At 65.5% G+C, this 17,374-nt stretch carries 12 protein-coding genes and 2 pseudogenes; 10 read left to right on the top strand and 4 right to left on the bottom strand.

Annotated features, from left to right (window positions below; translation table 11 throughout):
- Positions 1–5: 5 nt before the first annotated feature.
- Positions 6–1,073, bottom strand: a complete 1,068-nt coding sequence (locus B3361_RS04950) for an aromatic ring-hydroxylating oxygenase subunit alpha (RefSeq protein ID WP_054905548.1) — start codon at positions 1,071–1,073, stop codon at positions 6–8.
- 201 nt (positions 1,074–1,274) lie between these two features.
- On the opposite strand from B3361_RS04950, the gene B3361_RS04955 reads away from it, so the two are divergent.
- Genes B3361_RS04955 through B3361_RS04965 form a run of 3 tightly spaced genes read left to right on the top strand, consistent with a single transcriptional unit; the run spans position 1,275 to position 5,447 of the window.
- A complete protein-coding gene (locus tag B3361_RS04955) occupies positions 1,275–1,943 on the top strand; it encodes an ABC transporter ATP-binding protein (RefSeq protein WP_054905549.1) in 669 nt (222 codons plus the stop codon).
- On the top strand, positions 1,940–4,402 hold the full coding sequence (locus B3361_RS04960) for an ABC transporter permease (RefSeq protein WP_154211007.1): 2,463 nt from the start codon (positions 1,940–1,942) through the stop codon (positions 4,400–4,402). The genes B3361_RS04955 and B3361_RS04960 overlap by 4 nt, the downstream gene beginning before the upstream one ends.
- The gene (locus B3361_RS04965) at positions 4,392–5,447 is read left to right on the top strand and encodes a lipocalin-like domain-containing protein (RefSeq protein WP_054905551.1); all 1,056 of its coding nucleotides are present in this window, start codon (positions 4,392–4,394) and stop codon (positions 5,445–5,447) included. The genes B3361_RS04960 and B3361_RS04965 overlap by 11 nt, the downstream gene beginning before the upstream one ends.
- Before the next feature lie 101 nt (positions 5,448–5,548).
- Here B3361_RS04965 and B3361_RS04970 read toward each other — a convergent pair whose 3' ends face one another.
- Positions 5,549–6,421 carry a LysR family transcriptional regulator gene (locus tag B3361_RS04970; protein WP_054905552.1) on the bottom strand — a complete coding sequence of 291 codons (873 nt, stop codon included), beginning with the start codon at positions 6,419–6,421 and terminating at the stop codon, positions 5,549–5,551.
- 135 nt (positions 6,422–6,556) lie between these two features.
- Between B3361_RS04970 and B3361_RS23985 the strand changes: the two are divergent.
- The 3 genes and pseudogenes from B3361_RS23985 to B3361_RS04980 all read left to right on the top strand — a co-directional run.
- Positions 6,557–7,318: pseudogene (locus tag B3361_RS23985) on the top strand (muconate/chloromuconate family cycloisomerase); the annotation flags it as partial.
- Positions 7,316–7,957: pseudogene (locus tag B3361_RS23990) on the top strand (catechol 1,2-dioxygenase); the annotation flags it as partial. The pseudogenes B3361_RS23985 and B3361_RS23990, both read left to right, overlap by 3 nt.
- A gap of 173 nt (positions 7,958–8,130) precedes the next feature.
- The gene (locus tag B3361_RS04980) at positions 8,131–10,221 is read left to right on the top strand and encodes a putative bifunctional diguanylate cyclase/phosphodiesterase (RefSeq protein ID WP_054905554.1); all 2,091 of its coding nucleotides are present in this window, start codon (positions 8,131–8,133) and stop codon (positions 10,219–10,221) included.
- Here the strand turns inward: B3361_RS04980 and B3361_RS04985 are convergent.
- Together B3361_RS04985 and B3361_RS04990 are read right to left on the bottom strand one after the other, a co-directional pair.
- Positions 10,218–10,478, bottom strand: a complete 261-nt coding sequence (locus B3361_RS04985; protein WP_009686520.1) for a DUF1652 domain-containing protein — start codon at positions 10,476–10,478, stop codon at positions 10,218–10,220. The two genes, B3361_RS04980 and B3361_RS04985, sit on opposite strands and share 4 nt — an antisense overlap.
- Positions 10,479–10,752: 274 nt before the next feature.
- Positions 10,753–11,400: a DUF1345 domain-containing protein gene (locus B3361_RS04990; protein WP_009686521.1), complete on the bottom strand. Its 648-nt coding sequence runs from the start codon at positions 11,398–11,400 to the stop codon at positions 10,753–10,755.
- Positions 11,401–11,604: 204 nt separating this feature from the next.
- Here B3361_RS04990 and pgm point away from each other — a divergent pair, with 204 nt between their 5' ends.
- The 4 genes from pgm to B3361_RS05010 all read left to right on the top strand — a co-directional run bounded on the left by pgm (position 11,605) and on the right by B3361_RS05010 (position 17,245).
- Positions 11,605–13,242, top strand: a complete 1,638-nt coding sequence (gene pgm / locus B3361_RS04995) for a phosphoglucomutase (alpha-D-glucose-1,6-bisphosphate-dependent) (RefSeq protein WP_054905555.1) — start codon at positions 11,605–11,607, stop codon at positions 13,240–13,242.
- A 77-nt stretch (positions 13,243–13,319) separates the two neighbouring features.
- Complete coding sequence (locus B3361_RS05000; protein ID WP_009686523.1) at positions 13,320–13,832, top strand: sigma-70 family RNA polymerase sigma factor; 513 nt, start codon at positions 13,320–13,322, stop codon at positions 13,830–13,832.
- Entirely contained in the window at positions 13,829–14,773 is a 945-nt protein-coding gene (locus B3361_RS05005) for a FecR domain-containing protein (protein WP_054905556.1), read from the top strand. The genes B3361_RS05000 and B3361_RS05005 overlap by 4 nt, the downstream gene beginning before the upstream one ends.
- A gap of 66 nt (positions 14,774–14,839) precedes the next feature.
- A complete protein-coding gene (locus B3361_RS05010; RefSeq protein ID WP_054905557.1) occupies positions 14,840–17,245 on the top strand; it encodes a TonB-dependent receptor in 2,406 nt (801 codons plus the stop codon).
- Positions 17,246–17,374 lie beyond the last annotated feature (129 nt).

The raw sequence follows: 17,374 nt of genomic DNA on the forward strand, positions 1-17,374 counted from the left end.
GCTCCTCAGGCAGGGGTGGCGCTGGTGGCGATCAGTTGCGGCTGTGCTGCACGCTCTTTGGCGATGACCCGCTCCAGCACCTTGCGCGATTGCACGCCACCGGCATCGATGTTCAGCTTCAGCAGGTTGCGCCCAGGGTTGGCCAGCAGGTTTTGTTGCTGGCGCTCGAGCATTTCCAGGTCCTCGCTGAAAATCTTGCCCTGGCCCTCGCGGATGTCGGCGGTCAGGTTCTGGTCGTGCGCGGCAAAATTGCGCGCCATGCCCCAGAAGTACCAGATCGAGGTGTCGCTTTCCGGGGTGATGAAGTCGACCACGATGCTCGCGGCCTTGTGCTGCGCTGCAGCGTGGTAGCCACCCTTGCCGGCATGTGCCACACCCACTTCGATCAGGACGTGGCTGGGTGGGGTGAAGCGGCAGATCTGCCAGCGGTCCACCGGCACATCGTCGGCCAGGCCGTTGCCGCGCAGGGCCATGCGCCAGAAGGGCGGGGCCATGATGTTTTCCATGTGCCGGGCGGTGACCACCTCGTCGCCGGTGACGGTGGTGACGGGCGGCGCTTCGTCGATTTCCTTCTGGCCGATGCTGGAGGCATGCACGTAGGTTTCGTGGGTCAGGTCCATAAGGTTGTCGATCATCAGGCGATAGTCGCAGCCAATGTGGAACAGCCCTCCGCCGTAGGCCCACTCTTCATTGTCTGCCCATTCCAGGTGCGGGATAAGCGCTGGGTCGGCTTGCGCCTGGTCGCCAGGCCAGACCCAGATGAAGCCATGGCGCTCCACAACGGCAAACGCCTTGTTGCACGGAAAGCCGCGAACCCGCTGGCCAGGCATCGACACCGTCTTGCCGTCGCAGCCCATGACCAGGCCGTGATAGCCGCAGACCAGGTTGCCGTCCTCCACGTAGCCGAGGGATAACGGCGCCCCTCGGTGCGGGCAGAAATCCTCGACAGCGGCTACGCGGTTCTGCTGGCCACGGTAAAACACGATTTTTTCGCCGCAGATCTGTCGGCCCAGGGGCTTGTCGGCAATTTCGTCAGGGGTGCAGGCAACGTACCAGGTGTTTTTCGGGTACATGAAGGCTCTCCAGGTTTTGTTTTTTTGTAATGGATCCATTAGAGCCATATGCCCGTCCGTGGTCAATCTGACTTTAGGTAATGAGTAGTGCTATTTGTGCGATTATCGAATCGCCTGTGGATCCATTGATGGGCGCGTCTCTCCTATGTGTCCGTGACCTGCTATTACTGGATAGTCACCCGATACCCCAAGGCCCCCCCGATGCTGGCCATCGAAAACCTGCACAAATCATTTGCCACCCCCCAAGGGCCGTTGCCGGTGTTGCAGGGTGTCGACCTGTGCCTGCCGCGCGCCAGCAGCCTGGCCTTGATGGGCGAGTCTGGCAGTGGCAAGAGCACCTTGCTGCACCTGGTGGCCGGCCTGGACCGTGCCGACAGCGGGCGCATCCTGATTGACGGCAGTGCCCTGGACAGCCGCTCGGAGGCGTCCCTGGCACTGTGGCGGCGACAGGGGATTGGCCTGGTGTTCCAGCAGTACAACCTGATCAGCAGCCTGGACGTGGGCAGCAACCTGGCATTCCAGGCCCGGCTGGCCAACCGGCACGATCCCGAATGGGGCGCCCACCTGGCTCAACGCCTGGGCCTGGCTGACCTGCTCGGGCGTTACCCTGAACAACTGTCGGGCGGCCAGCAGCAACGCGTGGCCATCGGCCGCGCATTGGCTGGGCGCCCGGCCTGGTTATTGGCTGACGAACCCACCGGCAGCCTTGACGAAGCCACCAGCGACGAAGTGCTGAGCCTGTTGCTGCAACTGGTCAGCGAGGCTGGCAGTGGCCTGCTGATGGTCACCCACAGCCCTCGGCTGGCGGCGCGGCTGCAGCAACGTTGCTACCTGCAGGGTGGCCGTGTGCGCAGCGGGCAGGGCGCATGAGGCTGCTGTCGCTGGCCCTGTTGGCATTGCTCAGCCACTGGCGGCGCCACCGCGTGCAGTTTTTCAGCATCTTCACCGGGCTGTGGCTGGCCACGGCGTTATGGACCGGGGTGCAGGCCTTGAACAGCCAGGCACGCAGCGACTACGCCAGGGCCAGTGCGGTGCTGGCCGGGCCGCTGCAGACGCAACTGCTGCCACGCCACGGCGAACGCTTTGACCAGGCGCTGTACGTGCAACTGCGCAGGCTGGGTTGGGCGGTGTCGCCGGTGCTGGAGGGGCGCCTGCGCCTGCCAGGCGAGCCCGGGCGCAGTGTGCGCCTGATCGGCATCGAGCCATTGAGCCTGCCGGCGGCCAGCAGTATTGCCGGGGTGCAGCCCCAGGCGTTCGACCTGCAGGCGTTCATCGGCGTGCCCGGGCAGGCCTGGGTCGGGCCAGACACCTTGCGCCTGTTGAACATGACCGCAGGGCAGGTGGCCCACGACCGCGATGGGCAACCGCTGCCACCGTTGCTGGTGCAAGCCGAGCTGGCCCCCGGGGTGATCGTGGTCGATATCGGCCACGCGCAGGCCTTGCTGCAGGCACCGCGGCAGTTGTCACGCCTGCTGGTAGCGGCAAGCCCGGGGCCTTTGCCTGCCGAGATTGCGGCTGACCTTGTCGTGCAACCCCGGCAGGATGATGGCGGTTTGCAGCGCCTGACCGACAGCTTCCACCTCAACCTCACTGCGCTAGGCCTGTTGGCCTTCGTCGTCGGCCTGTTCATTGCCCATGCCGCGATTGGCCTGGCATTGGAACAGCGGCGCGGGCTGATTCGCAACCTGCGCGCCTGTGGTGTCAGCCTGGCTACCCTGCTGTGTGCCCTGGGGCTGGAGCTGGGGCTGTTCGCAGTGCTCGGCGGGCTGGCCGGGGTTGCCAGTGGCTATGCGGTGGCGGCCTGGTTGCTGCCCGATGTCGCCGCCAGCCTGCGCGGCCTGTATGGCGCGCAGGTCGCAGGCACGTTGAACCTGCCTGCGCAGTGGTGGTTATGGGGCGTGCTGGTGAGCGTGCTCGGTGCACTGCTGGCCGGGCTGGGCAGCATCCTGCGCGCCGCGCGCTTGCCCTTGCTGGCGTTGGCGCAGCCGCAAGCATGGCGCCTGGCACAGGGGCCGTGGCTGAGGCGTCAGGCTTGGGTAGCGGGCCTGTTGCTGGTGCTGGCGTCAGCTTGTGGGGTGTTCGGTGACAGCCTGCCCAGCGCCTTCGGTATGCTGGCGGCGCTGCTGCTGGGGGCGGCATTGGCGTTGCCAGCCTGGCTCGACAGGGTGCTGGCCTGGTTGGCGCGCCGTTGTCAGCGGCCGTTGGCCCAGTGGTTCGTCGCCGACAGCCGCCAGCAGTTGCCTGCCTTGAGCCTGGCGCTGATGGCCTTGCTGCTGGCGCTGGCTGCCAGCGTGGGTGTGGGCAGCATGACCGAGGGCTTTCGCAAAACCTTTGTCGGCTGGCTGGACCAGCGCTTGTCCGCCGACCTGTACGTGAGCCCAAGCGATACCGCGCAAGGCCTGCAGATAGCCCAGTGGCTGGGGCAGCAACCTGCCGTGCGGGTGGTTTTGCCTGGCTGGCGCGTCGAAACGCAGGTGCAAGGCTGGCCGGTCCAGGTGCAGGGCATTGTCGACCACCCCGTTTATCACAGCCGGTGGCCGTTGCTGGAACAGCAGCCGCAGGCCTGGCAGCTATTGGCCGAGGGGCAGGCCGTGATGCTCAGTGAGCAGCTGGCGCGGCGGTTGCGTTTGCACCTGGGGGACCACCTGAAACTGCCCACGGACCCGTCTCGCCGCCTGCTCGTCGTTGGCCTGTACGCCGACTATGGCAACCCCAAGGGCCAAATGCTGGTGAATGCCCAATTGCTGCGCGCGCATTGGCCGGATGCTGCGTTGACAGGCTTGAGCGTCGACCTGCTCGACCCCCAGGGGACCGCCTTGAAAGCCGCGTTGCAACAGCGCTTTCACCTCGACGACAGCCGGGTCGTGCAGCAGGTGCAGTTGAAGCGGTGGTCGACCGAGGTATTCAACCGCACCTTCGCCGCCACCGCCGCGCTCAACAGCCTGACCCTGGGCGTGGCCGGCGTGGCGCTGTTCATCAACCTGCTGACCTTGGGCCAGTCCCGTCTGCGCCAGCTGGCGCCGCTATGGGCCTTGGGGGTACGGCGTACCCAGCTGGTGTGGCTAAGCCTTGGCCAGGCACTGCTGCTCAGCAGCCTCACCGTGCTGTTGGCGCTGCCGTTGGGCCTGTTGCTGGCCTGGTGCCTGGTCGCGGTGGTGAATGTTCAGGCATTCGGCTGGCGTTTGCCGCTGCATGTGTTTCCCGCCCAGTTGCTGCAACTGGCCCTGCTGGGCCTGCTCACCAGCCTGTTGGCCAGCGCCTGGCCACTCTGGCAACTGGCCCGGCGTCAGCCGCGCGAACTGTTGAGGCCGTTTGCCGATGAAACGTAGAGCCTGGCTGTTGCTCTTCAGCCTGTTGTGCGGCTGTGATCAGCCGGCACCGCAAAGCTATGCCGGCCTCGGCCAGCCGGCAGGCGGGTTCAGCCAGGTCACCCGCGGCCATCGCCTGGAATTCCCACGGGACCATGCGGCCCACGATGGTTTCCGCATCGAGTGGTGGTACGTCACCGCCAACCTCAAAGACACCCAAGGGCGTGACTGGGGCGCGCAGTGGACGCTGTTCCGCTCGGCCCTGCGCCCCGGCCCGGAGACCGGCGATTGGCAGAGCCCGAACCTGTGGATGGGCCACGCCGCGTTGACCGGCCCCGGCGGCCATCGGTCAGCTGAAACCCTGGCCCGTGGCGGGATTGGCCAGGCGGGTGTGCAGGCCCAGCCGTTTCGGGCGTGGATCGACGATTGGTCGCTGCAGGGGCCGGGCGGTATCGACAACCTGCGCATGACGGCCGCTGGCAAAGGTTTTCGCTACGACCTGCAGTTGCGCAGCGAGCGGCCTCTGGTGCTGCACGGCCAGCAGGGCTACAGCGAAAAGTCGGGCAAGGGCCAGGCTTCTTACTACTACAGCCAGCCGTTCTACCGGGTGCGCGGCGAGGTCGAGCGCGACGGCCTGTGCATCGCGGTGACTGGCCAGGCCTGGCTGGACCGGGAATGGAGCAGCCAGCCGCTGGCCGCCGGGCAAACGGGCTGGGACTGGTTCTCGCTGCACCTGGACAGCGGCGCCAAGCTGATGCTGTTCCAGGTGCGCGAAGCGCACGGGGAGGCGTATCGCGCCGGCACCTGGATCGACCCGCAGGGCCAGGGGCTAGCGCTGTTGCCGGCACAGATCCGCTTGCAGCCGTTGGCCTGGGCCCCACAGGGCAATGGCAAGCAGCTGCCGACCCGCTGGCGGGTGCAGGTGCCTGAGCACGGGGTGGATGTGCAGGTCGATGCTGTTCAGCCGCAGGCGTGGATGCAGACGCGCTTCCCGTATTGGGAAGGGCCGGTGCGCTTGAGCGGCAGTGCCGGTGGCCGTGGGTACCTGGAAATGACCGGGTACTAGGCATTTCAGGCCTCAGCATCCCCTTTGCCTGCCACATAGACCTCCCGGTACATGCACAGCCCATGCAACGCATCGCTACCTATGCCGTTGCAGCACTCGCCTCAGCCAGCCTGTCGCTCGAGCAAGGCCAGGCATCGCTGCACCATCGGGCTGATATCCCCCTGGCGGCGGCTGAGAATGATCGGGCTGACCGCGCTGCTGTCCAGCAGGCCCACGTATTCAATGTCGGTGCGGTGCTGCTGCTGCACCGATGCCGGCACCAGGGTGATACCGACACCTACTGCCACCAGGCCGATCGCTGTCTGCAACTCATTGGCCCACTGGCTGACCCGGATGCTCATGCCGTGCTGGGCAAACAGCGCCAGCACATGGTCGGCATAACTGGGCCGAGGGTTGGCCGGGTAAAGGATGAACGCCTCCGCCGCCAGTTGCGCCAGGCTCAATGGGCTGCCAGACAGCGGGTGGCCCTTGGGTAGCACCGCTACCAGCGGGTCCTCGCACAGTACCTGCTGCTCAATGGCCGGATCGTCGATGCGGATGCGGCCAAAGGCAATGTCGATACGCCCGCTTTTCAGGGCTTGCACCTGCTGCAGCGTGGTCATTTCGCTCAGGCCCAGCTCCAGGTCGCTGTCCTGGCGCAGCTCGCGGATCAAGTCGGGCAGCACGGTGTACAGGGTGGAGGGGGCAAAACCGATGCCCAGCCACTGGCGCTGGCCCTGGCCGATACGCCGGGTGTTGTCGTTGATGCTCTGCAACTGCTGCAGCACGGTGCAGGTTTGCTCATAGAAAAAACGGCCTGCATCGGTCAGCCGCAGCGGGCGTTCGCGCGCGACCAACAGGGTGCCGAGCTCGTCTTCGAGCTGGCTGATCTGCCGGCTCAGCGGTGGCTGGGCAATGTGCAGCAGCTCAGCGGCGCGGGTGAAGTTCAAGGTTTCTGCCAGGACCTTGAAGTAGCGCAGGTGGCGTAGCTCCATCAGACCTCCAGGGTATGGTGAGAGATTCATATGATATTGGACGCTGCGCAGGGTCTCGCGCAATCTTCGCACAAGCAAGCACATGCACCATCCGGGCTGGCCTTCGCCCTCCCGACCTGACGAGACCTGGCAACAATGACAAGCGCGCTGATTGAACGTATCGAGGCAGTCATCGTCGACCTGCCCACCATTCGCCCGCACAAGCTGGCAATGCACACCCTGCAGCAGCAGACCCTGGTGGTATTGCGCGTGCGCTGCAGCGATGGCGTGGAAGGCCTGGGCGAGGCCACCACCATTGGCGGCCTGGCCTATGGCTACGAAAGCCCCGAGGGTATCAAGGCCAACATCGACGCGTACCTGGCCCCGGCGCTGCTCGGCCTGCCGGCAGACAACATCAACGCGGCCATGCTCAAGCTGGACAAATTGGCCAAAGGCAACACCTTTGCCAAGTCCGGGCTCGAAAGCGCGTTGCTCGACGCCCAGGGCAAGCGCCTGGGCCTGCCGGTCAGCGAACTGCTGGGTGGCCGTGTACGCGACAGCCTGGAGGTGGCCTGGACCCTGGCCAGCGGCGACACTGCGCGTGATATCGCCGAAGCCCAGCACATGCTGGAAATACGCCGCCACCGGGTGTTCAAGCTGAAGATCGGTGCCAACCCGGTGGACCAGGACCTCAGGCATGTGGTGGCGATCAAGCGCGAACTGGGCGACAGCGCCAGCGTGCGGGTCGACGTCAACCAGTACTGGGACGAGTCCCAGGCGCTGCGGGCATGCCAGGTACTGGGCGACAACGGCATCGACCTGATCGAGCAGCCGATTTCGCGCATCAACCGCGCTGGCCAGGTGCGCCTGAACCAGCGCAGCCCGGCACCGATCATGGCCGATGAGTCGATCGAAAGCGGGGGGACCCCGCGCACCATCGAAGGGCCGCTGTACGTTGCCGGTGCCCCGCTGGCAGAAGGGGAGGCGCGCTTGGATGACGGCACCGACCCCGGGGTGGTGATGTTCCTGCACGGCCAGGTCTTTGCTGCCGACGGCCGGCCGTTGGCGGGCGCGACCGTCGATCTGTGGCACGCCAACACCCAAGGCACGTACTCGTACTTCGATTCGAGCCAGTCCGCGTACAACCTGCGCCGCCGCATCGTCACCGATGCCGAGGGCCGCTACCGGGCGCGCTCGATCGTGCCGTCGGGCTACGGCTGCGACCCACAGGGGCCTACCCAGGAGTGCCTGGACCAGCTCGGTCGTCACGGCCAGCGCCCGGCGCACGTGCACTTCTTCATTTCGGCACCTGGGCACCGGTACCTGACCACCCAGATCAATTTTGCCGGCGACCGGTATCTGTGGGATGACTTCGCCTATGCCACCCGTGACGGGTTGATCGGCGAGCTGCGCTTTGTCGAGGATGCCGCGGCAGCGCATGACCGTGGCGTGCAGGGTGGGCGCTTTGCCGAGCTGGCCTTCGACTTCCATCTGCAGGCGGCGACGGCGCCGCAAGCCGAGGAACGCAGCCACCGCCCGCGCGCCTTGCAAGGTTAGCCGCAAACACCCGCAAAGCCGTTGCCACCCGCCGCGGCACCGGCTCCGTTGGCAAACCCGCTACGGGCTTTTTTGGATCCATTTCCATTCGCAAAAACCCCGTGCGTTTCGCCAAAGCTTGAGTACAATCGTCAGCTTTTTCCGGGACTCCCGTCCCAGTGCTGGAAACCCCCATGCTGACCGGTAGCTACTCCTCTTCGCTGGTGTTGATTTCGCTGTGCGTGGCGATCCTGGCGTCCTATACCGCCCTTGACCTGGCCGGCCGCATCGCCACGGCCAAGGGCCGGGCTGCGCACTTGTGGATGTTCGGTGGCGCACTGGCCATGGGGATGGGCGTCTGGTCCATGCACTTCGTGGGCATGCTCGCCTTCAGCCTGCCCATCGACCTGGGGTACGACCTGGGCCTGACCGCGTTCTCGCTGTTGATCGCCGTGCTTTCATCGGGCTTTGCCTTGTGGCTGGTCAGCCAGCCAAGCCTGCCAGGGCTGCAATTGGCGTTTGGCGCGCTGATCATGGGTGCAGGCATTGCCTGCATGCACTACACCGGCATGGCGGCGATGCGCATGCTGCCAGGCATCGATTATGACCCGACACTGTTCGGCGCCTCGCTGCTGATCGCGGTCGGTGCCTCGGCGGCGGCATTGTGGATCGCCTTCCGCCTGCGTGCGCACACACCCTATGTGCGGCAGATTCGCGGCCTGGCAGCAGTGGTAATGGGCTTGGCCATCGTGGGCATGCACTACACCGGCATGGCAGCGGCGAACTTCCCGGATGGCAGCTTCTGCGGGGCGCTGGCGGGCGGTGGCCTGCAAGGCGATGGCCTGGTCTACCTGGTGCTTATCACCACCTTGTCCGTGTTGGCGGTAGCCTTGTTGACCTCGGTGCTGGACGCGCGCCTGGAGGTGCGCACCGCAGAGCTGGCCCGTTCGCTGACCTTGGCCAACCAGGAACTGACCCAGCTGGCCCTGCACGACACCCTGACAGACCTGCCCAACCGCACCTTGCTGGCCGACCGCATCGAGCAGGCGATCGCCAGGGTGGCGGAGCAGGGCGGCTGTTTTGCCCTGATGTTCATCGACCTGGACGGTTTCAAACCGGTCAACGATGCGTTTGGCCACCACATTGGCGACCTGCTGCTCAAGGCCGTGGCCGCCCGCCTGCGCGGCCACCTGCACAGCCAGGACACCCTGGCACGGATCGGTGGCGATGAGTTCGTGCTGCTGGTGCAGTTGCAGGAACCCGACGATGCCATGGACGTGGCGGTCAAGCAGGTCAACCTGGTGTCACGGCCATTCCGGGTGGCCGAGCACGACCTGCAGTTGTCGGCCAGCCTGGGTATCGTCCTTTACCCGGGCAATGGCCAGGACCAGCACGAGCTGCTGCGCAATGCCGACGCGGCCATGTACCACGCCAAGAGCGCCGGCAAGAATGGCTACAGGTTCTTCGACGTGTCGATGAACAGCAACGCCCGCCAGCAGTTGCAGCTGTTGCAGGACTTGCGTCAGGCCGTGGCACAGCGCCAGTTCCGCTTGCACTACCAGCCCAAGTTCGACGCCCAGGCTTGCCAGCCCATCGGTGCCGAAGCCTTGTTGCGCTGGGAGCACCCGCAGCAGGGGTTGCTGATGCCTGACCGCTTCATCGCGCTGGCAGAAAAAACCGGCCTGATCATCCCGATTGGCGAATGGGTGCTCAACGAAGCCTGCCGGCAGATGCGTCTCTGGCTGGACCAAGGCCATCATCAGTGGCGCATGGCGGTCAACCTGTCGGCTATCCAGTTCAGCCATTGCGGGCTGGTCGACAGCGTGGCCCAGGCGTTGCAGCACAATGGCCTGCCAGCCAACTGCCTGACCCTGGAAATTACCGAAACCACCGCCATGCATGACGCCGATGCCAGCCTCACGGTGCTGCAGCGCTTGTCCGACATGGGCGTGGACCTGTCCATTGATGATTTCGGTACCGGTTATTCCAGCCTGATGTACCTCAAGCGCCTGCCCGCCAACGAATTGAAGATCGACCGGGGCTTTGTGCGTGAACTGGAACAGGACAGCGATGACGCCGCGATCGTGTCGGCGATTGTCGCGCTAGGCCAGGCACTGGGGCTGCGAATCGTCGCCGAAGGGGTAGAAACTGACCGGCAGCGGGCGTTCCTGACCCGCCTGGGCTGTGACTCGCTGCAGGGCTACCTGTTGGGGCAACCCGTACCGGCCGAGCAATTTCTGAGCAAGCTGCAAGCGATGGGCCCGGGGGCCCTGGCAGCCGGTTAACCGGCGTCGCGCAAGGTAAAGGCGGGGGCGAAGGCATCCATCTCGGCCTCGACGGCCTCGATGATGCGTTCGACATCGGCGGCGGCCATGATTGCCGCACACGGGATGCCGGCAATCGCCAGCACGGTTTCTCCGGTGGCCCGGTCGAACAACCGCGCGACCATGCTGCGTGGCGCATCCATGCTGGCTTCGAAGCCCAGCGGGTGGAAATGCCAGCGCATCACCTGGCAGGCGTTGGGGAACGTCATCTTGTTCATGCCAGCCTCCTGGTCCGTGCCTGGACGTAGTGGGCGGGTGGCCACATCGATGCGGCCGCCGGGTAAGTAAACATAGCACCTGCAATGCGCGATTCTCAGCGGCGAACATGACAAATGTATTGATGCATGACAACGGTCACATCTGCGGCCCCGCCGGCGCAGTGCCAAAGCCCTCGGGGCAAACGTTTTCGCCTGTTGGATGTGCGCCCCGGCGCACCTTTCATGCGGGTTGCACTGTCGGCCCTGGCCCCTGGCTTTCAGACGAACGGCGTGCTCAACCCAGCAAACCGGCTGCGATGTTGATGGTGAACCCCAGGATCGCCGTGTTGAACACGAACCCCACCAATGAATGCGCCAGCACTACCCGGCGCAAGCCACGCCCGGCCACTCCCACGTCGGAGGTCTGCACGGCCACGCTGATGGTGAACGAGAAGTAGTGGAAGTCCCAGTAGTCGGGGTTGCGTTCGCCATCGGCAAATCGCAGGGGGGGTTCATGCTGCCGCCCGGTGTAGAACAACCGCGCATAGTGCAGGCTGAAGATGCAACCGATCATCAACCAGGACCCCGCTACCGTCAGGCCGGTGTACAGGTAGTGCAGGGCCTGGGCGCTGCCCTGCAGGCCGCGGCTGGACACCAGTTGCAGCGTCACTGCGGCCAGGCTGGCGATGGCGGCAATGCACACCGTCAGCAGCACCAGGCCGGCATTTTCATCTTCGATGCGGGCCACCTGGCGGACTTTCTCCGGGTTGGCGCTGCAGCTCAGGTACAGCACCAGCAGCAGATACAGCCAGACCCCCAGGTTCCAGCCAGCGAGAATATGCTGCACGCTGTCGCCAGCGGGTATCAGCCAGCCGCCCAGCAGGCCGACCACGGCGGCGATGCTCAGGCGGGGGTGTGTACGGGTCAGGCGGTGGAAAGCCATGGGGCCTCTTTCTCGGTCGATATGGCTATCACTCTAGCCTGTCGTGGCCAACCCGGTGGCAGGTCACCGGGCGCTTCAGGCCGCCAGCGGCAGGGTGGCCGGCGGCAACGCCGGTGTTGTTTGCTGGCGCCCATCGCACACCCTTGCAACTCTCAGTACACTGCACGTTCCAACACCAACATCCGTTGATCTCGAGGTTTTTGCATGAAGCTCAGTCCTTTGGCAGGCAAGCCGGCACCAGCCAGCGTGCTGGTCGATATTCCCCGGCTGCTCACCGCCTACTACACCGGCCGCCCAGACGCCGCCGTGGCGGCCCAGCGGGTGGCCTTCGGCACCTCGGGGCACCGCGGCACTTCGCTTGAATTGAGTTTCAACGAGTACCACGTCCTGGCCATCACCCAGGCGATCTGCCTGTACCGCAAGGAAAAGGGCATCGATGGCCCGCTGTTCATCGGCGCCGACACTCACGCCCTGTCGGCCCCTGCCGCCGCCAGCGCCCTGGAAGTGCTGGCCGCCAACGGCGTGCATGTCATGCTGTCCAAGGATGACGAATACACGCCAACCCCGGCCGTGTCGCACGCCATCCTCTGCCATAACCGTGGCCGTACCCAGGGCCTGGCCGACGGCATCGTCATCACCCCGTCGCACAACCCGCCGCAAAGCGGTGGCTTCAAGTACAACCCGCCCAATGGCGGCCCGGCCGACAGCGACGTGACCAAGTGGATCGAAGCCAAGGCCAACGACTTGCTGGCGGCCAACCTGGCCGGCGTCAAGCGCATGGACCATGCCCAGGCCCTGCAGGCGGCCACCACCCAGCGCCATGACTACGTCAGCCACTATGTGGCCGACCTGGAAAACGTCATCGACTTCGACGTCATCCGTGCTGCCAAGCTGCGCTTGGGCGTAGACCCCCTGGGTGGGGCAGGGGTGCGTTACTGGTCGGCGATCGCCAAGCATTACCAACTCGACCTGGAAGTGGTGAATACCGAGGTCGACCCGACCTTCCGCTTCATGACCGTCGACTGGGATGGCCAGATCCGCATGGACCCATCCTCGCCGTATGCGATGCAGGGCCTGATCGGCCTGCGCGACCGCTTCGACGTGGCGTTCGCCTGCGACCCGGACCACGATCGCCATGGCATCGTCACGGCCGATGGCCTGCTGCAGCCGAACAACTACCTGGCCGTGGCCATCGATTACCTGTACCGCCATCGCCCGCAATGGCGCAGCGATGCCGCCGTGGGCAAGACCGTGGTGTCCAGCGGCCTGATCGATCGGGTTACCCAGCGCCTGGGCCGCGAGCTGTATGAAGTGCCGGTGGGCTTCAAGTTCTTTGCCCAAGGCCTGTTCGACGGCACACTCGGTTTTGGTGGCGAAGAAAGTGCAGGGGCATCGTTCCTGCGCCGCGATGGCTCGGTGTGGGCCACCGACAAGGACGGCCTGATCCCCGCGCTGCTGGCTGCCGAGATGACCGCCCGCACCGGGCGCAACCCTAGCCAGGCCTATGCCGACCTGACCGAGGCACTGGGCAAACCCTATGCCACCCGCGTCGAGGCCAAGGCCGATGCGCGGCAGAAGGCGCTGCTGAGCAAGCTGGCACCGGAGCAGGTGAAATCCACCGAGCTGGCCGGTGAGCCGATCGTGCAGATCCTCAGCCACGCCCCAGGTAATGGCCAGGCGATTGGCGGGCTGAAGGTGATGACTGCCAACGGTTGGTTCGCCGCACGCCCGTCAGGCACCGAAGACATCTACAAGATCTACGCCGAAAGCTTCATCGACGAAGCCCACCTGCAGCGTCTGGTGCAGGAAGCGCAGGTGCTGGTGGACGCTGCTATCGCCTGACCGGCAACAAAGCACTTGGAACTGCGGCGCGATGTAAATTAGAATTAATCCTATTTACGCCGCCGCAGGGCCTTCCCATGATCGACGCCGCGCCGCCACAAGAGCCTAGCCTGCCTGCCCTGTATCGGGAGCATCGCAGCTGGCTGGAAAGCTGGCTGCGCCGGCGCATGGGCAATGCCTGGGATGCCGCCGACCTCAGCCAGGATACGTTCCTGCGGGTGCTGGCCAGTGCTCAGCCGCTGGCAGACATCCGCGAGCCACGCGCCTACCTGCTTACCGTGGGCAAGCGCCTGCTCAGCAACTTCCACCAGCGCCGCAGCCTGGAGCAGGCCTACATGGATGCCTTGGCGCAGTTGCCTGAGCAGCATGTACCGTCGCCCGAGCAGCGCTGGATCGTGCTGGAAACCCTGCAAGCACTGGATGAACTGCTCGACGGCCTGAAGCCGCCGGTGCGCAGGGCGTTTCTCTGGAGCCAGCTGGAAGGCCTGGGCTATGCCGAAATCGGCAAGCGGCTGGGTGTGTGCGAGCGCTCGGTCAAACGTTACATGGCGCAGGCTTACGAGCATTGCCTGTTGGCCGATCTGCAATGACCCAACCTAGCGCCGAAACCCGCAAGGCCGTGCGTGCCGCTGCCCGTTGGCTGGCACTGCTGGATTCCGGCGCCGCCAGCGACAAGGACCTGCAGCGGCTCGCGCAATGGCGCGCCAGCAGCAGCCTGCATGAGCAGGCGTGGCACAAGGCAGCCTTGTTGCGCGCGCGCTTCTCCGGGCTGCCAGGGGCGTTGGCAATGGCCACGCTGGACCGCCCGGATGCCGGCCGACGGGCGCTGCTCAAGCGCGCCCTGGGCGTGGCGGCGGTGCTGCCGGCGGCGTGGCTGGCAAGCCGTGAGCTGCCCCTGGAAACCTGGGCTGCCGACCTGCGCACCGCGGTGGGAGAGCAGCGCCAGGTGCTGTTGAGCGACGGGACCTTCCTGCAGTTGAATACCGACAGCGCGGTCGATCTCGACCTCGGTGCACGGCGCCTGACCTTGCTGCGCGGGGAGGTTGCGGTAAAGGTGCCCGCGCATCTGCAACTGACCTTGCACGTGCCCGAGGGCCAGGTGCTGCTGGGCGATGCCGAGGTGTGCTTGCGCCTGTTGGGCGACGCCTGCCGGGTGTCGGTGCTCAACGGCAGGGCCCAGCTTCAGCCGGCCCGCGGCCCGGCACGCACGCTGCTGGCAGGGCAGCAGGCCAGCTTGCAGGCAACTGGCGTCGGCGCGGTCAGCGGGCTGGACCCTTGGCGGCTGGGCTGGCGCGAAGGGGTGCTGCGGCTGGACGACCGGCCGCTGGGCGAACTGTTGCACGAGCTGCGTCGCTACCGCCCCGGGGTGCTGCGCTGGGCGCCCGCGCTGGAGCGGCTGCGCGTCACCGGCACCTTCCGCCTTGACGACACCGACCGGGTGCTGGCCTTGCTGGCTGCAAGCCTGCCGTTGCAGGTGCAGTCACGCACCCGTTACTGGGTCAGTTTGTCTGCGCGAGAAAATCGTGCATGAGGCTGTCCCCTTTTTTTCACTCGCCGGTCATTACCGGTAGGAGAAAATAAAGGGGAGCCTTGTTCAATGCCTGCAGTAAAGTCTTGCCGCTTGCGCCCACTGGCGCGCGCCGCGCATCCGTTGTTCGCTATGAGCCTGTTGCTGTGTTCACCGGCCTGGGCCGATGAGCCCGTGCGCCGCACTTACCAGGTAGCGCCCGCCAGCCTGGGGGCCGCGTTGACCCGCTTCGCCGACCAGGCGGGCGTCAGCCTTTCGCTGGACCCGGCACTGGTGCAAGGCCGGCAGAGCGCTGGCCTGTCTGGCGCCTACAGTGTTGACGAAGGGTTTGCCCAATTGCTGCGTGGCAGCGGCCTGCAATGGCTCCCGGTGGGTGAAGGGGCCTTCACCCTGGTGCCGGCCCCCCAGGCCGGTAGCGCCCTGGAAATCGCCCCTACCAGTATCGTCGGCGGGCTGGTCGCCCCTGGCCAATCGCAGCCCTACGCTGGCGGCCAGGTGGCACGCCAGGGCGCACAAGGCCTGCTCGGCTCGCGGGACTTCATGGAAACCCCCTTCAGCATCACCAGTTACACCAGCGAGGTGGTCAAGAACCAGCAGGCCCGCACCCTGGGCGAGCTGATTGCCAGCGACCCCTCGGTACGCGCCACCAACCCCGCCGGCGGGCGCTTCGAACAATTCACCATTCGCGGCTTCAGCCTGTTCAATAGTGATGTCGCCTACAACGGCTTGTACGGGATCTTGCCGACCTATTCGATCGACATGGAAATGGCCGAGCGGGTCGATATCATCAAAGGCCCCAACCAGTTGCTCAACGGCATATCGCCCCGGGGCAGCGTAGGCGGTGGCATCAACGTGCAACCCAAGCGCGCTGGCGACAAGCCGATTACCATGTTCACCGGCAGCTATGCCTCCGACAGCCAGGTGGGGGGGGCCGTGGATATCGGCCGGCGCTTCGGCGAAGGTGACCAGTTCGGTGTGCGCTTCAACGGCGTCAAGCAAGCCGGCGATACTGCCTGGGACCACCAGTCTGTCGATCGCCAGATGGCGGTGCTGGGCCTGGATTTCCGCGGCGAGCGCCTGCGCCTCTCGGCCGACCTGGGCCACACCGAGCGCGATACCGATGCGCCGCAGGAGCGTGTGCTGATCGGCGCCAACGCCAAGGTGCCGGATGCCGATGACGTGCGCCACAACTATGCCCAGGCCTGGAGCAAGGCGCGCACCAATGACACCTTTGGCGCACTGAATGCCGAATACGATATCAGTGATTCGCTGCTGGCCTATGGTGCGGTCGGCGCGCGCAAGAGCAACCATGACTTCCTGCGCCACAACGTGTCGGTCATCAATGACGCCGGCAATTTCAGTGTGCAGCCCCGCGACTTTACCCGCGATGAATCTGTGCGTACCGCCATGGCTGGCCTGCGCAAGTGGCTGCAGACCGGGCCGGTCAGCCACGAACTGAACCTGGCCGCCAGCTATTACTACATGGACTTCACCAACGGCGGCGCCCGTTATGCCGCCGCACCCAGCAACCTCTACCACCCGGTGGCCACACCCACGCCGGGCACACCCACCCGCTTCGATTCGAAGGTCTACACGGAAAACCGCTTCTCCGGCGTGGCCCTGGCCGACACCCTGGGCTTTTTCGACGACCGCCTTCTGCTGACCCTGGGCGCGCGCTGGCAGCGGGTGCAAGTGGATGACTGGAGTGATGGCGTCAAAGGCGACACCGCCTATGACGAAGAAAAGGTCTCGCCCTCTGGCGGGGTGCTGCTCAAGGTCACCGAGCAGTTGTCGCTGTACGCCAATTACATGGAAGGCCTGAGCCAAGGCAAGATCGCCCCGTCGACCTCGGTCAACGAAGACCAGATATTTCCGCCATTCACCAGCCGCCAGGTCGAGGTCGGGGCCAAGTATGACTTTGGCCAGGTGGCCTTCACCGCCAGCGCGTTCCGCATTCGCCAGCCGGCCTACGAAACCAACCCGGCTTCGCGGGTGTTCGGCCCCAATGGCAAGCGTGATAACCGCGGCATCGAGCTGAGTGTGTTCGGTGAGCCTGTGCAGGGTGTGCGGGTACTGGGTGGGGTGATGTACATCGACAGCGAGCTGACCGACACGGTCGATGGCGCCTACGACGGCAACCGCGCCCCGGCCACGCCGGAGTACAACGTGAACCTGGGGGGCGAGTGGGACGTGCCGGGGGTCAAAGGCTTGACCCTGACGGCACGCGGTATCCACTCCAGCTCGCAGTACCTGGACCAGAACAACAGCAAGAAGATCGATGGCTGGGAGCGCTATGACCTGGGGGCGCGCTACGCGTTCAAGGTGGATGAGACCGAGGTCACATTGCGTGCCAGCGTCGAGAACGTGCTGGATGACCGCTACTGGAGCTCGACAGGGGCCCCGGATGACAGCGAGCCGGGCCTGACCCTGTCGACCCCACGCACCTATCTGCTGTCTGCCACGGTCGGCTTCTAAGCCTTGCACCGTCCCCTGTAGGAGCGGCCTTGTGTCGCGATGGGGCGCGAAGCGGCCCTAAATTTCCAGCTTCGCCGCAACTTCAGCTTCGCCGCAAAAAAACGGGGCCGCTTCGCGCCCCATCGCGAC

The sequence above is a fragment of the Pseudomonas sp. UBA6699 genome, from assembly GCF_002454615.1.
Lineage (GTDB): Bacteria > Pseudomonadota > Gammaproteobacteria > Pseudomonadales > Pseudomonadaceae > Aquipseudomonas > Aquipseudomonas juntendi.

Bases quoted from the DNA above. Each gene is read 5' to 3' on its own strand.
- B3361_RS04970 (WP_054905552.1), bottom strand. From the start codon at position 6,421: ATGGAGCTACGCCACCTGCGCTACTTCAAGGTCCTGGCAGAAACCTTG.
- B3361_RS04980 (WP_054905554.1), top strand. From the start codon at position 8,131: ATGCTGACCGGTAGCTACTCCTCTTCGCTGGTGTTGATTTCGCTGTGC.
- B3361_RS05000 (WP_009686523.1), top strand. From the start codon at position 13,320: ATGATCGACGCCGCGCCGCCACAAGAGCCTAGCCTGCCTGCCCTGTAT.
- B3361_RS05010 (WP_054905557.1), top strand. From the start codon at position 14,840: ATGCCTGCAGTAAAGTCTTGCCGCTTGCGCCCACTGGCGCGCGCCGCG.
- B3361_RS04965 (WP_054905551.1), top strand. From the start codon at position 4,392: ATGAAACGTAGAGCCTGGCTGTTGCTCTTCAGCCTGTTGTGCGGCTGT.
- B3361_RS04985 (WP_009686520.1), bottom strand. From the start codon at position 10,478: ATGAACAAGATGACGTTCCCCAACGCCTGCCAGGTGATGCGCTGGCAT.
- pgm (WP_054905555.1), top strand. From the start codon at position 11,605: ATGAAGCTCAGTCCTTTGGCAGGCAAGCCGGCACCAGCCAGCGTGCTG.
- B3361_RS05005 (WP_054905556.1), top strand. From the start codon at position 13,829: ATGACCCAACCTAGCGCCGAAACCCGCAAGGCCGTGCGTGCCGCTGCC.
- B3361_RS04955 (WP_054905549.1), top strand. From the start codon at position 1,275: ATGCTGGCCATCGAAAACCTGCACAAATCATTTGCCACCCCCCAAGGG.
- B3361_RS04950 (WP_054905548.1), bottom strand. From the start codon at position 1,073: ATGTACCCGAAAAACACCTGGTACGTTGCCTGCACCCCTGACGAAATT.
- B3361_RS04960 (WP_154211007.1), top strand. From the start codon at position 1,940: ATGAGGCTGCTGTCGCTGGCCCTGTTGGCATTGCTCAGCCACTGGCGG.
- B3361_RS04990 (WP_009686521.1), bottom strand. From the start codon at position 11,400: ATGGCTTTCCACCGCCTGACCCGTACACACCCCCGCCTGAGCATCGCC.